Raw genomic sequence first — 14848 nt, 5'->3', positions numbered from 1 at the left:
TCGTACTCACTTGGCCTGCGGCACCTTCCAGTCGAACCTCGCCTTGAGGGCCGCCCCGTGCGCGGGCAGGTCCTCGGCCTCCGCCAGGGTGACCACGTGGTGGGCCACGTCGGCCAGCGCGTCGCGGGTGTAGTCCACGACGTGGATGCCGCGCAGGAACGACTGCACGGACAGGCCGGAGGAGTGGCAGGCGCAGCCGCCGGTGGGCAGGACGTGGTTGGAGCCGGCGCAGTAGTCGCCGAGGGAGACCGGGGCCCAGGGGCCGACGAAGACCGCGCCCGCGTTGCGGACCCGGGCGGCGACCTCGGAGGCGTTCTCGGTCTGGATCTCCAGGTGCTCGGCGGCGTAGGCGTCCACCACCGCCAGGCCCTGGTCCAGGTCGTCCACGAGGACGGTGGCGGACTGCCGCCCGGCCAGCGCCTCGGTGATGCGCTCCCGGTGCCTGGTGGCGGCCACCTGCGAGGTCAGCTCGGAGTCGACCGCGTCGGCCAGCGCCTCGGAGGGGGTGACCAGGACGGCGGCGGCCAGGGTGTCGTGCTCGGCCTGGCTGATCAGGTCGGCGGCGACGTGGCGGGGGTCGGCGGTGTCGTCGGCGAGGATCGCGATCTCGGTGGGGCCGGCCTCGGAGTCGATGCCGATGCGGCCCTTGAGCAGGCGCTTGGCGGCGGCGACCCAGATGTTGCCGGGACCGGTGACCAGCTGGACGGGCGCGCACTCGTCGGTGCCGTAGGCGAACATGGCCACGGCCTGGGCGCCGCCGGCGGCGTACACCTCGTCGACGCCCAGCAGGGCGCAGGCGGCCAGGATGGTGGGGTGCGGCAGTCCGGCCGCCCAGTGCCCGGGGACGCCCTTCTGCGGGGGCGAGGCGACGGCCAGCGAGCCGACCCCGGCCTCCTGCGCGGGTACGACGTTCATCACCACGGAGGACGGGTAGACCGCCCGTCCGCCCGGCACGTACAGGCCCACGCGCTCGACCGGGACCCACCGCTCGGTGACGGTGCCGCCGGGGACGACGCGGACGGTGGAGTCGGTGCGCCGCTGGTCGCGGTGGACGATCCGGGCACGGCGGACGGACTCCTCCAGTGCCGCCCGCACCGCCGGGTCGAGGTCGGCCAGGGCCTTCTCCAGGGCCTCGGCCGGGACCCGTACGCGCTCCAGCCGCACGCCGTCGAAGCGCTCGTTGTACTCGATCACGGCCGCCGTGCCGCGATGGTGCACCGCGTCGCAGATCGGCCGCACCTTCTCCAGGGCGGCCTCGACGTCGAGTTCGGCTCGGGGCAGCAGCTCCCGCTCGACACCGGTGGCGGCGAGGTCGCGTCCGCGCAGGTCGAGTCGGGTCATGGATACGGATCGAAGCACGTGTCCCAGTGTCTCAGACGCGATCCGGTGCCCGTGTTCCGTATCAGTGCGTGATACGCGGTACGGGTGTGCCGCCGGAGGGCATCTAGATGTCAGTGCTGACCGATAGCGTCGTCATCGTCACGCAGTGCCATCTGTGACTTGGGGGAACAAGTCGTGAGTGAGGCTCTGAACAACGGGGATCCGCCTCCCGGGCTCCGGTTGACCACCGCGGAGTGGGGTCTGTGGCAGGCCTTCCGCAACGGCAGCGAGCACGACCTGCGCTCGGGCGAGGCGGAGCTGGACGACCCGAACGCCGACCACGAGTGGGGGCCGCACCGGACGGTGCGGGCCCGCGTCGTCGCCCTGCTCCTGCTGCACGGACCGCCGCCGCTGCTCGGGCGTGTCGCGTCCCTGCAGCTGACCGGCGCGTACATAACGGGGCGGCTGGACCTGTCCGGCGGGACGGTCGAGCCGTACTTCGAGTTCCGGCAGTGCCGCTTCGAGCAGGAGGTGCTGCTGCACGAGTGCCGGCTGGTCACGGCCCGCATGATCGACTGCCACGTCCCCCGCCTGGAGGCCGCCCGGATGAGCACCGAGGGCGATCTCCACCTGCCGCGCTGCACCATCCCCGAGGGGGTGCGGCTGACCGACGCCACCATCGGCACGGACCTGATGCTCAACGAGATGACGGTCGGCAGCGGGAGCCGGCCGCGGTCGTTCTCCGCCGACGGACTCCAGGTCGCGCAGGACCTCCAGGCCAGCCTGATGCTGGCCTACGGGGAGGTGAGCCTGCGCGGCGCGGAGATAGGCGGCTCGCTGTTCATGTACGGCAGCGTCCTGCGCAACAACGGCGGGCAGTACGCGCTGTACGCGCCGCAGATGACCGTGGAGCACTTCGCGCACTTCGCCCCCTCCGGCCCGCGCCAGCTCCCGGTCGTCCACGGCACCACCCCGCCGGACGGCACCTCATGGCCGCCGCCCGACGAGCACAGCCACATGGTGCGGCGCGTCAAGCGCTTCGAGTGCACGGGCGGGATGAAGCTGGACGACGGGAGGTTCGGGGACTCGCTGGTGCTGGACGACGCCCGCTTCAACCTCCAGCGCGACCAGGAGCTGTCGCTGCGCCGCATCCAGACCCCGGAGCTGTGCTTCACCCCCGAGCGGCCCGGACACGGCCGGGTGGTGCTCGCCGGGGCGACGGTGGACAACCTGGTGGACAGGGTGGAGAGCTGGCCGGTGGACGAGGGGCTGTGGATGGCCGGCTTCACCTACCAGAACCTGATCCCCCGCGGCCCGTTCACCCTCGCCCAGCGGCTGCGGTGGCTGGAGACGGCGACGCCGGAGTACGCGCCGGAGCCGTACGAGCAGCTGGCGGCGGTGATGCGCAACAGCGGGGAGGACGCGGACGCGCGCGCCGTCCTGCTGGCCAAGCAGCGCCGCCGCCGCGAGACGCTGCCGCTGGCCGCCAAGCTCTGGGGGTACCTGCAGGACTGGACGGTCGCCTACGGCTACCGGCCGGGGCAGGCCGCCCTGTGGATGGCGGTGCTGTGGGCCTCGGGCGCGGTGCTGTTCGCCCGGCACCCGCCGGCTCCCCTCAAGCCCGGGGAGTCGCCGCACTGGAACGCCCCGCTGTACGTCCTGGACCTGCTGCTGCCGGTGATCGACCTGGGCCAGGACAGCCACTGGAAGCCCGCGGGGGCCTACCAGTGGACGGCCGCGGCGCTGATCATGCTCGGCTGGGTGCTGGCCACCACGGTCGCCGCCGGGGCCACCCGGCTGCTGAGACGGCAGTGAGGCCCGGCGGGCGGACGGGCGGCGGGGGCGGGGACGGGCGACGGGGACGGGGTGTCCGCCGCGGGGAGGCCGTAGGCTGCGGACTGTGACCACCAACCGCCTACCGATCTTCCCCCTCAACACCGTGCTGTTCCCGGGCCTGGTACTGCCGCTGAACGTCTTCGAGCAGCGGTACCGCGCCCTGATGCGCGACCTGCTGGAGATCCCCGAGGACGCCCCGCGCCGCTTCGGGGTGGTCGCCATCAGGGACGGCCGCGAGGTCGCCCCCACCGCGGCCGGGATGCCGGACCCCACCGCGCAGGCCTCGGCGGGTCCGGCCGCGGGCTTCGGCCCCGACCCGATGCGCGCCTTCCACACGGTGGGCTGCGTCGCCGACGCCACGTCCATCCGCGAGCGCTCCGGCGACGACGAGGACGGCGGGGACGGCGGCGGGGAAGCCGGGAGCGGGGGCGGCTACGAGGTGCTCGCCACCGGCACCACCCGCTTCCGGCTGCTGTCCGTCGACGCCTCGGGCCCGTACCTGGTCGGCGAGGTCGAGGAGCTGGCGGAGGACGGCGGCGAGGGGGCGGGCGCGCTCGCCGCCGGGGTGCTGCGGGCGTTCCGCGCCTACCAGAAGCAGCTCGCCGGCGCGCGGGAGCGGACCCTGGCCGGCGGCCAGGAGCTGCCGGACGAGCCGTCGGTGGTGTCGTACCTGGTGGCCGCCGCCACCGTTCTGGACACCCCGGCCAAGCAGCGGCTCCTGCAGGCCCCGGACACCGCCACGCGGCTGGCCGAGGAGCTGAGAATCCTGAGGCGCGAGACGGCGCTGATCGGTAGGCTCCCGTCGGTTCCGGCGGCGGACCTCACCCGCGTGCCGACCAGCCCGAACTGACGCGGCGCGGGCACCGGCGCGACGGCGGCGGCGCCGCGGCGACCGCACGGCACCAGCGCAGCAGCACCGACCGACCGACACGAGGCATGGCGAACGTGGCCAAGAAGAAGCAGAAGTCAGGCTCCGGCGGCACCCCGGCGACCGTGGCCGCCACGAGGGCGGGCGTGGACTTCGCCCTCCACTCCTACGAGCACGACCCGGCCGCCCCCTCCTACGGCGAGGAGGCCGCCGAGGCGCTCGGGCTCGACCCGGGGCAGGTGTTCAAGACGCTGGTCGCGGACGTCGACGGCACGCTGACCGTCGCGGTCGTCCCCGTCTCCGGCTCGCTGGACCTCAAGGCGCTGGCGGCCGCGGTCGGCGGCAAGCGGGCCGCGATGGCGGACCCGGCGGCGGCCGAGCGCACCACGGGCTACGTACGCGGCGGGATCTCCCCGCTGGGCCAGCGCAGGGCGCTGCCGACGGTGGTGGACGCCTCGGTCGAGGAGCACGCGACGATCTGCGTCTCGGCCGGACGCCGGGGCCTGGAGATCGAGCTGGCCCCCGCCGACCTGGTGAAGCTCACCGGCGCGGTGACGGCGCCGATCGCCCGCCCCTAGCCGCCGGGGGCCGGCGCTACGCCCGCGAACGGTCTCCCACGTCTCCCGCGTCTCCCGCGTCTCCCGGCGGCGGTCCCCACGCAGGGTGGAGCGGGTGTCCGGGCTCGGGGTCCCGCGGGCCGAACAGGGACGTGAGCGCCAGGTGGACCGCCAGCGCGGCCAGCGGCCACGCCAGCAGGGCGCCCTTGGCGTGGAGCTCCAGCGGGGCGTCGAACACCCTGCCCTCGCCCACCACCCGGGCGTGGGCGGCCACGTCCTGCTCCGGGCCGAGCCAGACGCCCAGCCGCCAGGCCAGCAGCGAGCCGGCCAGCGCGCCCACCGCCAGGCCGATCACCACGCCGACGCCGCCGCGCCGCCGCGCCAGGAAGACGGCGGCGCCGCTCAGCGCGCCGGCGCCCAGGGCCAGCAGGACGAACGTGCCGTCGGCTCCGACCGTCTCCTCGCCCTCGGAGTCCTTGAGGTAGACGGCCGTGCCGTCGGAGACCAGCGGAACCCTGGGGGCGAGCCACAGCCACAGCAGTCCGAGCCCCACCCCGAGGACCGCCACGGCCGCCGCCACCAGCACGGACTCGAGGAACTCCCGCCCGACCGCGGCGTCGGCCGGCCCGTCTGCCCCGGGGTCCTTGCCGTGCGGGACGTTCCCCCACGGGTCGTAGGGCGGGGCCGACCGGGACGGGCCGTGGTTGGGGGAGGGAGGCGTCGGTGCGGTCACCCTGCCATCGTGCCAGGTCCGGCTTCCGGCCCGCCGGGCGGTACCGCACACAGCGATCACCCGGCCGCCGCGGCGCGGACCGGGACGGGGGCGGGGAGCAGCGGTGACCAGCGGGGACGGGGGCCGGCGCGGGGTCAGCGCACCGCGGCGCGGCGGTACGCCCAGGTCGCGGCGGCCAGCGCCGCGGCGCCGACCGCGGCGCACACCCCGAGGTCGAGGGCGACCTCGCCCCAGTGCGGCCGGGGCCCGAGCGCGGCGGCCAGCGCCTCCACGCCGTACGTCGAGGGCAGCAGGTCCCGCAGCAGGCGCACCGGCTCCGGCAGGCCCCCGGCCGGGAGCACGCCCAGCAGCAGCGCGGCGGACATGCCCAACTGCCCGCAGAGGGTGGCGAGTTCCTGGCGGGGCGCGAGCAGGCCCATGGCCGCGCCGAGCCCGGCGAGCGCCGCGCCCGCCAGCGGCACCACCGCCGCCAGGACCCACAGCCCGCCCAGCGGAAGCCCGTAGAGCAGGCAGCCGGTCACGGCGGTGACCGCCGTGCCGGGCACCGTGAAGGAGGCGTACGCGCCCGCCGTCCCCAGCACCACGGCGGCGGGCGGCACCGGCAGGGTGGCGTAGTGGTCGAGGCCGCCGGTGGCGCGCAGCTGGCCGAAGTACTGGGCGAGGAGGTTGAGCGCGACGAAGGCGACCACCAGCACGCTGGAGCCGGCCACCACCGCCCGCGCCTCCTCGCCGGAACCGCCGTCGACGACCCCGCGCATCAGGACCATGATCCCGACCGACTGGAAGGTCGCCACGAACAGCAGCGGGATGCGGGCCACCCGCGCCCGGGAGAGCTGCGCCCGGTAGACGGCCCCCAGGGCGGGCCACAGGCCCGCTCCCGGGGCGAGCGGGGCGGCGGCCGTGCCGCCCGCCCCCGGTGTTCCGGGGGTTCGCGCGGTCTCCCGCCGGGTCCTCGCCAGGGCCGTGCTCACGCCTTCACCAGACCTTCCGTGTGTCCTCCCAGTGCCAGGTAGACGTCCTCCAGGCTCGGCGTGGCGAGGGTGAAGTCGTCCAGTGCGGCGAACGCCGGGCCGCCGGTGACGGCGGCGACCGCCGCGCGCGCCTCCTCGGGGGGCAGCCGCAGCGTCCAGCGGCGGCCCGTCTCCGCGGCGTCCGGGCGCAGGGCGGCGACCTCGGGGACCTCCAGCGGAGGGCGGTCGCGCCACACCAGCTCCAGCCGTACGTCCTCGCCGACCATGGCCTTCAGCCCGGCGGGGGTGTCGCAGGCGATCGCCCGGCCGCGGTCCATCACCGCGACCCGGTCCAGGACCAGCTCGGCCTCGATGACGTTGTGGGTGACCAGGACCACCGTGGCCCCGTGCTCGGCCCGCCGCCGGTCGACCGCCGCCCACACCGCGCGCCGCGCGACGGGGTCCATGCCGGTGGTCGGCTCGTCCAGCACCAGCAGGGGCCGCTCCCCCACCAGCGCCGCCGCCACGCAGGCCAGCCGGCGCTGACCGCCGGAGAGCCGCTTCAGGGGGCGCCCGGCGAGGGGACCGAGCCCCAGCTCCTCCAGGACCGCGCCGCTCTCGCGCCGCGCGGCCGCGGCGTCCAGGCCGCGCAGCCGCCCGGTGGTCTCGGCGGCGAGCGCCACGGTCAGCTCGTCCAGCGCGGTGGACTCCTGGCCGAGGTAGGCCAGCAGCCGCGCGGCCCGCCGCGGATGGCGGACCAGGTCGTGGCCGAGGACGTCGACGCGGCCGGAGTCGGGCCGCAGCAGCCCGGTGAGCTGCCGCACCAGGGTGGACTTCCCGGCGCCGTTCGGGCCGAGCAGGCCGAAGACCTCGCCGTGCCGGACGGTCAGGCTGACGCCGTCGCTGGCCCGGACGGCCGAGGTGGCGGGGGCTCCGCGCCGCCCGCGCCGGGCGGGGTAGGTCTTGACCAGGTCGCGGACGCGTACGGCGGCTCCCGCCGGCGCCTCCACGCTGTCCACCGCGTCGTCCACCGCCTGCCGAGTGCCCGTGCTCACGAGCTACGAGGGTACGCGCCCGGCGTGGGGTCACTCCCCGGCGGGTGTGCGTTCGCCCGCCGTGCGGGCGTCGACCTCGCGCCAGAAGCCCGCGCGGATCGCGTAGCGGTCGTGCTCGTCGATCTGGTCGTCCTTGTGCGCGAGCAGGCCGAAACGGGCGGCGTAGCGCAGCAGCTCGCCGTCGATGCGGTGCGGGATGCGGGGGTACTCGCCCGACAGCGTCCGCAGGTGGGCGGCGGTGGCGAGGCGTTCGATCCAGCGGCGGGCGAAGACCTGGCCGACCTCGAAGGGGTCGCCGCTGACCGTGGTGATGTCCTCCTCGCGGTCGGCCCAGCGCTGCTCGGCGGTGGTGAGCTGGGCGAGCATCGGCAGGGCGGCGGCCTCGGGGGACTCGGCGGTGGTGCTGCCGCGGTCGATCCAGCCCTTGTCGGAGGACCAGCGCAGGGTCGCGTTCGCGGGGGCGGGGGCGTTGTGGGGGTGCGCGGCGGGACGGCCGAGCCCGGCCAGGTCCTTGGGAGTGGGCACGCCCCTGCCGTGGCCGGGCTCGGTGGAACGTTCTTCCTCGTCCACGAGCCCGTCGGCGAGTCCTCCTTCGGCCGACTCCCCGTCGAGCTTCCCGGAGACGCCGGAGACGCCGGAGAGGGGCACCGCGGCGCCGTTCCTGCCGGCGGCGGGGACGGGCGCGGTGCTGCCGGCCGTGTCCGCCGGCGGGGCGCCCGCGCCCTCGGCGGCCGGAGGGGGCGCGCCCTCCCCCGAGGCGGGGGCGGAGGCGGGGGCGGATGCGGAGGCGGGGGCCGGCTCGGGCAGCGGGGCGGAGAGGATCGCGGCGATCTCGGGCTGCTGGGGCGGGCAGAACCCGGTGAGGTCCCTGGCCCGTACGGCGCGGGTGATCCAGGTGCGGTCCAGGACGCGCCGCTCGTCGGCCTCGGCCACCAGGTCCTCGGACTGGTTGTAGTCGCCGTCGGCGGCCTGGACGGCCCACAGGTGGACGGCGACGCCGTGCTCCTTGGCGGACATCAGCCCGGGCAGCAGATCGCCGTCCCCGGTGACCAGCACGATGTCGGAGCAGGCGCGGTTGCGGGCCAGCTCGGTCAGTTCGGCGTGCATGGCGGCGTCCACGCCCTTCTGCGCCCACCGCCCCTCGCTGCGGGTGAGGGCGCCGAGGCGCACCGTCACGCGCGGCATCACGCGCAGCCGCCGGTGCTCGGGCTGGGGCACCCGGTCGGGGGCGCCGTCGAACCAGTAGATGCGCAGCAGCCGGCAGCCGGTGTCCTGTTCGGCGCGCTCGCGCAGGCCCTGGATGAGCACGGAGTGGTCCACGGTGATCCGGGAGCGCGCGGGCTCCCCGGCCAGGAGGCTCGCGGCGGCGCCCAGAAGGTATCCGGCGTCCACCAGGACGACGCAGCGGTCCACGCTCCACCCACTCTCGGTACGACCGGCACGAGCGGCACGGCCACCGTGGCCGGCGACGTGTCGCACGGCCGCGGCGCGTTCCCCTCGGCCCTGCTCCTGCGAGCCTGCTCCGAGTCTGCCCGACCGTACGGGGCTTATGGGTTCCGGCTCGATCTTCGGCGTGGCGGGGTGCCGGTGTCCACCGTACGGGAGCCGTGCCCGGCCAAGAAGGGCGGCTACGCAGGGCAACGGCCCGACATGCGCCCCGTGCGGAGGCGTGCGACGCTGAGCACGCACGGCCCATCGTTTCGAGGTTCCGCACAGGAGGAGATCATGGGCAAGCGCAAGAAGGACGGCCACGAGCGGCAGCACGGGCGCCCCGTCGCCGAGGAGACGCAGGAGCGGTCGAAGGCCACCGCCGAGCGGATGGCGCGGACGCAGCCGACGGCGCAGGGCACCCCGGCGGACGTCGCCCGCAGGCACCGCCGGCGCTTCGGTCACAACTGAGGTGTCCGCCGGGCGGCGCGCGGTGCCACGGCGGCCGCCGTACGGGCGCCCCGGTCCCCCGGGGCGCCCCGTCACGCGTACCGGTCCCGTACCGCCCGTAGCAGCCCGTACCGCCCGCGTCAGCCCGCCAGGCAGGAGGGGCCGAGCAGCGCCTTGAGGTCGCCGAAGAGCGCCGGGTCGGCGGTGACCCGGTGCCGGTCCAGGCGCAGCACCGTCGTCTTGCGGCTGCCCTGGAGCCTGACCCGCACCTCGGTGGAGCCGCGGTGGTGGGTGAGCACCTCGCCCAGCTTCTCCACCAGCGGCGGGGTGACCTTGACGGTGGGGATGGTGATGGTGACGGGCGCGTCGGCCGAGGCCTCCGACAGGTCGGGGACCATCAGCTCCATGGCGACCAGCCGGGGGACGTCCTCGCGCTTGTCCAGCCGCCCCTTGACGAAGACCACCGCGTCCTCCACGAGCTGGGTGGAGACGAGCTGGTAGGTGGCGGGGAAGAACATGCAGTCGATCGAGCCCGCCAGGTCCTCCACGGTGGCGATCGCCCAGGCGTTGCCCTGCTTGGTCATCTTCCGCTGGAGCCCGGAGATGATGCCGCCGATGGTGACGATCGAGCCGTCGGAGAAGTCGCCGCCGGTGAGCTGGGAGATCGCCGCGTCCGTCTTGTCGGACAGCACGTGCTCCAAGCCGAACAGCGGGTGGTCGGAGACGTACAGGCCGAGCATCTCCCGCTCCTGGGCGAGCAGGTAGCTCTTGTCCCACTCCTCGGCGGAGAACTCCACGTCCATGCCGAAGCCGGGGCCGCTGTCGGAGGAGTCGTCCCCCATGCCCCCGAAGAGGTCGAACTGCCCCTCGGCCTCCTTCCGCTTGACCTGCACCACGTTGTCGATCATGGTCTCGAAGTGCGCGGTCAGGCCCTTGCGGGTGTGGCCCAGCTCGTCGAAGGCCCCGGCCTTGATCAGGGACTCGACGGTGCGCTTGTTGCACACCACCGCGTCGACCTTGTCGAGGAAGTCGGGGAAGGAGGTGTACCTCCCCTTGGACCTGCGGCAGGCGACGATCGAGTCCACCACGTTCTGGCCGACGTTGCGCACGGCGGTGAGGCCGAAGACGATCGTGTCGTCGCCGCGCGGCGTGAAGTTGGCCTCGGACTCGTTCACGTCCGGCGGCAGCACCTTGATGCCCATGCGGCGGCACTCGTTGAGGTAGACCGCCGACTTGTCCTTGTCGTCGCGGACGGAGGTCAGCAGGGCGGCCATGTACTCGGCCGGGTAGTTCGCCTTGAGGTAGGCCGTCCAGTAGGAGACCAGTCCGTACGCGGCGGAGTGCGCCTTGTTGAACGCGTACCCGGCGAACGGGACCAGCACGTCCCACAGCGCCTGGATCGCCTCGTCGCTGTAGCCGTTCTTCCGGGCGCCGGCCTGGAAGATGGTGAAGTTCTTCGCCAGCTCCTCGGGCTTCTTCTTGCCCATCACGCGGCGCAGGATGTCGGCCTCGCCGAGCGAGTAGCCGGCGATGATCTGGGCGGCCTTCTGCACCTGCTCCTGGTAGACGATCAGGCCGTAGGTGACGTCGAGGACCTCCTTGAGGGGAGCCTCCAGGTCCGGGTGGATCGGGGTGATCTCCTGCTGCCCGTTCTTGCGCAGCGCGTAGTTGATGTGCGAGTTCATGCCCATGGGGCCGGGCCGGTACAGGGCCGAGACCGCGGAGATGTCCTCGAAGTTGTCGGGCTTCATCATGCGCAGCAGGGAGCGCATGGGCCCGCCGTCGAACTGGAAGACGCCCAGGGTGTCGCCGCGCTGGAGCAGCTCGAAGGTCTTGGGGTCGTCCAGCGAGAGGTCGAGCAGGGTGATGTCGACGCCCTTGTTGGCCTTCACGAGCTTGACGGCGTCGTCCATGATCGTGAGGTTGCGCAGGCCCAGGAAGTCCATCTTCAGCAGGCCGAGCGACTCGCACGTCGGGTAGTCCCACTGGGTGACCACCGCGCCGTCGTTCTTGGGGCTGAAGACCGGCACGTGGTCGACCAGCGGCTCGCTCGACATGATCACGCCCGCCGCGTGCACGCCCATCTGCCGCACCAGTCCCTCGATGCCGCGGGCGGCGTCGATGACCTTCTTCACGTCCGGCTCGTTCTCGTACATCCCCCTGATCTCGCCCGCCTCGTTGTAGCGGGGGTGCTTGGGGTCGGTGATGCCGGACAGCGGGATGCCCTTGCCCAGGACGTCGGCGGGCATCGCCTTGGTGATGCGGTCGCCCATCGCGTACGGGTAGCCCAGGACACGGGCGGAGTCCTTGATCGCGGCCTTCGCCTTGATGGTGCCGTACGTGCCGATCTGGGCGACCTTGTCGGCGCCGTACTTCTCGGTCACGTAGCGGATGACCTCACCGCGCCTGCGCTCGTCGAAGTCGATGTCGACATCGGGCATGGACACGCGCTCGGGGTTGAGGAACCGCTCGAAGATCAGGCCGTGCTCGATCGGGTCGAGGTCGGTGATGCCCATGGCGTACGCCACGATCGAGCCCGCCGCGGAGCCCCGGCCGGGTCCGACGGCGATGCCGTTGTTCTTGGCCCACATGATGAAGTCGGCGACGACGAGGAAGTAGCCGGGGAACCCCATCTGGACGATGACGTCCATCTCGTAGTCGGCCTGCCGCTGCCGGTCCTCGGGGATGCCGTTCGCATACCGGCGGGCCATGCCGCGCCGGACCTCCTCGCGGAACCACGACTCCTCGGTGTGGCCCTCGGGGACCGGGAAGCGGGGCATCAGGTCCTGCTTCTCGAACCAGCCGGCGGTGTCGATCTGCTCGGCGACCAGGAGGGTGTTGCGGCAGCCCTCCTGCCAGGCGTCGGAGGAGTCGATGGCGTACATCTCCTCCGTCGACTTCAGGTAGTAGCCCGCGCCGTCGAACCGGAAGCGGTCGGGGTCGGAGAGGTTCTTGCCGGTCTGGACGCACAGCAGCGCGTCGTGCGCGTCGGCCTCGGCGGCGTAGGTGTAGTGGCTGTCGTTGGTGACCAGCGGGGGGATGCCCAGCTTCTTCCCGATCTCCAGCAGCCCGTCGCGGACCCGGCGCTCGATCTCGATGCCGTGGTCCATCAGCTCCAGGAAGTAGCGGCCCTTGCCGAAGATGTCCTGGTAGTCGGAGGCCGCCTTGAGCGCCTCATCGAACTGGCCGAGCCGCAGCCTGGTCTGCACCTCGCCCGAGGGGCAGCCGGTGGAGGCGATCAGGCCCTCGGAGAACTCGGCGATCATCTCCCGGTCGGTGCGGGGCCACTTGACGAAGAAGCCCTCCATGTACGCGTCCGAGGAGAGCCGGAAGAGGTTGTGCAGGCCGGTCTTGTCCGCCGCCCAGATCGTCTTGTGGGTGTAACCGCCGGAGCCGGAGACGTCGTCGCGCTTCTGGTGCGGCTGGCCCCACTGGACGCGCCGCTTGTACCGCCGCGACTGCGGGGCGACGTACGCCTCGATCCCGATGATCGGCGTGACGCCCGCCCTGGAGGCGTGCTGGAAGAAGTCGTAGGCGCCGTGGAGGTTGCCGTGGTCGGTCATGGCGATGTGCGTCATGCCCATCTCCTGACAGGCCTCGAACATGTCCTTCAGCCGCGCCGCACCGTCCAGCAGGGAGTACTGCGTGTGTACGTGCAGGTGTGTGAACGGCGGTTTGGCCACGGCGGAGGACCTCCAATGAGCGGGCTTGCGGCAGTTCCGAACGGCTCCGAAGTCTACGGCCCGGCACCGACAGCGCTCCGCCGCCCGGCGGGACGGGAGCCGGTTCCGCGTGTCCCCGCGCCGGCCTGCGCCACACCTGCCGGAGGGGCGCCGGGGACGGCGGGCGGGGGGCGGGGACGGGGGATGGGACGAAACGGGGGAACCGGGAGGACCGGCCCCCGTCCGCCTCCTTCTCCGCGAAGCCCCACGGGCCACCGCAGTTCGCACCGGTCGCGCGCGTCACAGGCATCGGTCGTGTTGCGATCCTCACCCGGTGCCCGTCCTTGGGTCCCCTCCCGGCGGAGCCCGTGGCACACTCGGCTGCGATGAGCAGGACGGGTTTCTCCGGCACAGGCGTCCGGGCGGTGCGCGCCGCGGTCTTCACCGCGCTGTGCCTCGTCCTGTCCGCGGGCGCCCACGTGCTGCTCTCGGGGAGCCCCCTGCCGTACCCGCCGCTCGCCGCGGTCGGCGCGGTGGTGTTCGCCCTCGCCTTCGCGCTCGCCGGGCGGGAGCGGGGCTTCTGGTCGATCGCCGCCCTGCTGGTGCCGCTGGAGCTGGCCGCCGACACCGTCTTCACCACCGGCCAGCACGCCTGCTACGGGCAGGCCGGCGGCCCGGTGGCCGGGCCGCTGCGCGCGGTGGGCCTGGACCTGCTGTGCGCGGGCGGCGACTTCGGCACGCCGCTGGCGCGGATGACCGCCTCCGGCGCGTCCCCGCTCCCCGTCGCCGCCCACCCGGCCGCCCCCTGGCTGCTGCTGGCCGCGCACGTGGCCGTCGGCCTGACCGCCGCCGCCTGGCTGCGCCGGGGCGACGCGGCGCTCACCCGGCTGCTGCGCGCCGCCGCGGCGGCGGTCTTCCGGCCCCTGCTGCTGGCGGCCGGCGTCCGCCGCGCGGCCCCCGGGGCGCCCGGCCGGGCCGTCCGCCCCGCCCCGCGCGCCCGCGTCCGGCGCGCGCTCCCGCTGCTCACCCACTCCGTCGTACGACGCGGACCTCCGTGCCCCGCGGCCCTCGCCGCCTGAAGCACCACCGTCCCCGCACGTACGCACCGGAACACGGAGAACACACCCCCATGAGCAAGCGCAACAGCCAGGAAGCCAAGCGCGCCGCCCGCGAGCGGCTGAAGATCGAGCGCGAGAGGCAGGCGAAGAAGGACAAGCTGCGCCGTCAGGCGATCGTCGGCGGCTCGGTGGTCGCGATCCTCGCGATCGCGGGCGGCATCGGCTTCGGCGTCGCCAACATGGACGACGGCGGCAGCGGCAAGTCCTGGGCCGACGCGGCGGACAAGAAGCTGGTCAAGCCCGCCAACGCCTCCGGCGAGAACGGCACGGTCGTCCTCATCGGCGACAAGGACGCCGAGAAGACCGTCGACGTCTACGAGGACATGCGCTGCCCCGCGTGCGCCAGCTTCGAGCAGGCCCTCGGCGAGACGGTCAAGAAGGGCGCGAAGGACGGCAAGTACAAGCTGCAGATCCACCTCGGCAGCATCATCGACGGCAACTTCGGCGGCGACGGCTCCAAGAACGCCGCCAGCGCCCTCGGCGCCGCGCTCGACGTGAGCACCGAGGCGTTCAGCGAGTACCACTCCCTGCTGTACTCCGCCGAGCACCACCCGCCGGAGAACGAGGACAAGTTCGCCGACAACGACTACCTGCTGAAGGTCGCGGAGAACGTCGACGCGCTCAAGGACAACAAGGAGTTCGAGACGGCCGTCGAGAAGGGCACCTACGACAAGTGGGCGCTCGAGATGATCGACAGCTTCAACGACGCCGACATCAAGGGCACGCCGACCGTCCGGATCGACGGCAAGGACGTCGAGGTCAGCAAGCTGCCCGCCGAGCTCGAGAAGCTCGGCGTCAAGTAACGACGGCGGGCGCCGCGGGCGGGCTCCGCGGCGCCCGCGCAGCCGGCCCGGTGGCCGCGCCCCCGTGG

At 73.7% G+C, this 14848-nt stretch carries 12 protein-coding genes; 6 read left to right on the top strand and 6 right to left on the bottom strand.

Annotated features, from left to right (window positions below):
- Positions 1–6: 6 nt before the first annotated feature.
- A complete protein-coding gene (hisD, locus tag QC029_RS17325; RefSeq protein ID WP_279556580.1) occupies positions 7–1341 on the bottom strand; it encodes a histidinol dehydrogenase in 1335 nt (444 codons plus the stop codon).
- A gap of 174 nt (positions 1342–1515) precedes the next feature.
- Between hisD and QC029_RS17320 the strand changes: the two genes are divergently transcribed.
- From QC029_RS17320 to ybaK, 3 genes are all read left to right on the top strand, one after another.
- Positions 1516–3135: an oxidoreductase gene (locus QC029_RS17320; protein ID WP_279556579.1), complete on the top strand. Its 1620-nt coding sequence runs from the start codon at positions 1516–1518 to the stop codon at positions 3133–3135.
- An 85-nt stretch (positions 3136–3220) separates the two neighbouring features.
- Complete coding sequence (locus QC029_RS17315) at positions 3221–4006, top strand: LON peptidase substrate-binding domain-containing protein (protein ID WP_279556578.1); 786 nt, start codon at positions 3221–3223, stop codon at positions 4004–4006.
- An 86-nt stretch (positions 4007–4092) separates the two neighbouring features.
- Positions 4093–4602, top strand: coding sequence for a Cys-tRNA(Pro) deacylase (ybaK, locus tag QC029_RS17310; RefSeq protein ID WP_279556577.1), 510 nt, complete (start codon positions 4093–4095; stop codon positions 4600–4602).
- Between the two features lie 16 nt (positions 4603–4618).
- Here ybaK and QC029_RS17305 read toward each other — a convergent pair whose 3' ends face one another.
- The 4 genes from QC029_RS17305 to QC029_RS17290 form a co-directional block, all read right to left on the bottom strand.
- Positions 4619–5314, bottom strand: coding sequence for a hypothetical protein (locus tag QC029_RS17305; RefSeq protein ID WP_279556576.1), 696 nt, complete (start codon positions 5312–5314; stop codon positions 4619–4621).
- Positions 5315–5448: 134 nt separating this feature from the next.
- The gene (locus QC029_RS17300; RefSeq protein WP_279556623.1) at positions 5449–6273 is read right to left on the bottom strand and encodes an ABC transporter permease; all 825 of its coding nucleotides are present in this window, start codon (positions 6271–6273) and stop codon (positions 5449–5451) included.
- Between the two features lie 8 nt (positions 6274–6281).
- Entirely contained in the window at positions 6282–7283 is a 1002-nt protein-coding gene (locus QC029_RS17295) for an ABC transporter ATP-binding protein (RefSeq protein WP_279556622.1), read from the bottom strand.
- 66 nt (positions 7284–7349) lie between these two features.
- The gene (locus QC029_RS17290) at positions 7350–8732 is read right to left on the bottom strand and encodes an NYN domain-containing protein (protein ID WP_279556575.1); all 1383 of its coding nucleotides are present in this window, start codon (positions 8730–8732) and stop codon (positions 7350–7352) included.
- 312 nt (positions 8733–9044) lie between these two features.
- On the opposite strand from QC029_RS17290, the gene QC029_RS17285 reads away from it, so the two are divergent.
- The gene (locus QC029_RS17285; RefSeq protein WP_279556574.1) at positions 9045–9218 is read left to right on the top strand and encodes a hypothetical protein; all 174 of its coding nucleotides are present in this window, start codon (positions 9045–9047) and stop codon (positions 9216–9218) included.
- 119 nt (positions 9219–9337) lie between these two features.
- Here the strand turns inward: QC029_RS17285 and dnaE are convergent, their stop codons facing one another.
- Complete coding sequence (gene dnaE / locus QC029_RS17280; RefSeq protein WP_279556573.1) at positions 9338–12880, bottom strand: DNA polymerase III subunit alpha; 3543 nt, start codon at positions 12878–12880, stop codon at positions 9338–9340.
- Positions 12881–13245: 365 nt separating this feature from the next.
- On the opposite strand from dnaE, the gene QC029_RS17275 reads away from it, so the two are divergent.
- Both QC029_RS17275 and QC029_RS17270 read left to right on the top strand, forming a co-directional pair.
- A complete protein-coding gene (locus QC029_RS17275; RefSeq protein ID WP_279556572.1) occupies positions 13246–13938 on the top strand; it encodes a hypothetical protein in 693 nt (230 codons plus the stop codon).
- 50 nt (positions 13939–13988) lie between these two features.
- Positions 13989–14780: a thioredoxin domain-containing protein gene (locus QC029_RS17270; protein WP_279556571.1), complete on the top strand. Its 792-nt coding sequence runs from the start codon at positions 13989–13991 to the stop codon at positions 14778–14780.
- The last annotated feature ends 68 nt before the right edge of the window (positions 14781–14848 follow it).

It is taken from the genome of Streptomyces sp. DH37, from assembly GCF_029813835.1.
Lineage (GTDB): Bacteria > Actinomycetota > Actinomycetes > Streptomycetales > Streptomycetaceae > Streptomyces.
This window is presented reverse-complemented; position numbering and strand designations above follow the sequence as displayed.

Excerpts from the sequence above, each read along its gene's own strand:
- hisD (WP_279556580.1), bottom strand. The coding sequence starts at position 1,341 with ATGACCCGACTCGACCTGCGCGGACGCGACCTCGCCGCCACCGGTGTC.
- ybaK (WP_279556577.1), top strand. The coding sequence starts at position 4,093 with ATGGCGAACGTGGCCAAGAAGAAGCAGAAGTCAGGCTCCGGCGGCACC.
- QC029_RS17275 (WP_279556572.1), top strand. The coding sequence starts at position 13,246 with ATGAGCAGGACGGGTTTCTCCGGCACAGGCGTCCGGGCGGTGCGCGCC.
- QC029_RS17270 (WP_279556571.1), top strand. The coding sequence starts at position 13,989 with ATGAGCAAGCGCAACAGCCAGGAAGCCAAGCGCGCCGCCCGCGAGCGG.
- QC029_RS17285 (WP_279556574.1), top strand. The coding sequence starts at position 9,045 with ATGGGCAAGCGCAAGAAGGACGGCCACGAGCGGCAGCACGGGCGCCCC.